Annotated in this window: 2 protein-coding genes; both read right to left on the bottom strand. The window is 45.9% G+C overall.

Going from position 1 to position 1,405, the window contains the following annotated elements; genetic code table 11:
* A partial coding sequence (locus ACUVJL_RS39150) for a DUF4145 domain-containing protein (protein ID WP_445250741.1) occupies nucleotides 1–866 on the bottom strand: 866 nt, incomplete at its 3' end.
* Between the two features lie 4 nt (nucleotides 867–870).
* On the bottom strand, nucleotides 871–1,405 hold a 535-nt coding region (locus tag ACUVJL_RS39145; protein WP_445250740.1), incomplete at its 5' end, for a DUF5655 domain-containing protein.

Genomic DNA, 1,405 nt, shown 5'->3' with positions numbered 1-1,405 from the left:
TGGTTTTCTAGGCAATCGGCATATAGCTTAGCCTGTTGTTGCCCGATGCGGGGGTCGTTTCGGGTGCGCTTGGCTTCTACGACTGCCAGAGGTTTACCATCATCGCCCCAGAGGACGTAATCAACAAAACCTTGACCTGATAAATTGGGCATCCCTGTAACCGGAAACTCGCGATCACGTTGTTGATCTAAGTTCCATCCGGCTTCTTTTAACAAAAGGTCTATGAAGATGTCGCGGGTTTGTGACTCAGAATAGTCGTGGGTATCTGGCTGGGTGACACTGGCTTCCTTGACTGCTGCCAATTCTGCCCGTACTTGTTTCAGTTCTTCATCAAGTGCATTCTTGTCTGCTAGAACTGTTGAAAGCTTTTCATCGCGATCGTGTAGTTGAGTTTCTAGTTTCTGAAGTTGTTCAATGGTTTGCTTAGGAACTGGTGCAGTCTTGGGCAATGCGTCAGAGTTGAAGGTAAGCCCCGAATTGGGTTTGCTACTGCGTCCATAGGTATGTGCTAACCAGTATGCAACATGAAACAACTCCCGTACAGCATTTATAGAATCATTCACAGAGATAGGTCTGGTACTGTGTACTGCCTGATTTCCTAGTTTGATAATGACTCTTGCTTTGTTAAAGATTGCTTCACCTACTAAGGTTTTAAAAGTAGGTTCGTGAATTAAACTGCTGAGATTATCTTGATAAGGCAGTTCTAGAGAATCATCGTACTTATATAACCAATTTACGGTTAACTCCAAGGCTCGACGGGCATAAAAGCAGGCAGTGCGAGGGTCGGGATGTACTGCATCAACTGCTTTGTTGGCGGATTCATAAATCGTAGAGAATTCAGCTTGGAGGAAAGCAAAGTTACTCATTGGACTACTCTATGCCTCCCATCTGTCTCTCAAGTGACTGTCGCACCAACCCTATCACATAAGGCAACTCATCAAGCGATGCCAGACCAACCTCTACATCACCATTACCCCAACGCCCTACACTCGATACATCTTTGCAGAGGCCTTTGGGATCATTGATTTCGGAAAATGGCATATTTAACGAGATGCGTAACCGCTTGGCTTGCGGTACTATATCCACAAAATTGGACTCTGCTTTGTAGGCAACGTAAAGCTTGAGAAATTCTTCGGTCACGCAGTCATCAAGCGCAAGAACTTCTTTCCTGAATACTTTAAACACCTCTGCCATTGTTCCCGAAACCAAATATGGGTGATCTACTATGGTATAGCCTAGTTGGGCGGGCTTGGATTTATAGCACTCAAGCACGCTGGTTTCTAGCTTAGGGGCTGCCCAGACATCGAGTGCTATGGTAGAAAGTCGGTCTGCCCGTTGCCGGATGGCATCTTCATCCCACTGTTCTACCATTCCAAGCCCCTGATTTAGCTTCAGTGGACTTTCT

Source organism: Microcoleus sp. OTE_8_concoct_300, assembly GCF_031383065.1.
Classification (GTDB): Bacteria; Cyanobacteriota; Cyanobacteriia; order Cyanobacteriales; family Microcoleaceae; genus Microcoleus.
This window is presented reverse-complemented; position numbering and strand designations above follow the sequence as displayed.